The following is a 409-nucleotide window of genomic DNA, read 5'->3' as shown; positions in this document are numbered from 1 at the left end:
AGGTACATGAGACAGATCACTTTCGTTACGAATGTAACTGACCAGTGCTTCACCATCCATATTAGGCATGTTGTAATCTGTTAAAATTAAGTCAAAAGCATGAGCTTCTATAATATTGCGGGCATCTAAGCCATCAACTGCTTCTGTGATATTGGTAATGCCAATTTGCTGCATCACTCGTGATAGGTGCTTACGCGCCATACGACTATCATCAACAATAAGTACTCTGATGTTATCAATATCGTAAAGATCTAGGTCTAACTCATCAGGATTGATATATTCGATGGTAGCAATCAGTGCTCGATGTAAATCTTGACGCGTAAATGGCTTAGGGAGTAATGCCAGTACTTTTGACTGCCTTACAGCCTCAAGGTTGTCATAGTTTTGCTCGCTTGAAACGACCATGACG

General features: G+C 40.6%; 1 protein-coding gene. It reads right to left on the bottom strand.

The features are described from left to right. Nucleotides 1-409 (bottom strand): response regulator (locus tag BTA35_RS17200; RefSeq protein ID WP_139363747.1); only part of this gene is annotated, 409 nt, incomplete at both ends.

It is taken from the genome of Oceanospirillum linum (assembly GCF_001995095.2).
GTDB classification, from domain to species: Bacteria; Pseudomonadota; Gammaproteobacteria; order Pseudomonadales; family Halomonadaceae; genus Oceanospirillum; species Oceanospirillum linum.
This window is presented reverse-complemented; position numbering and strand designations above follow the sequence as displayed.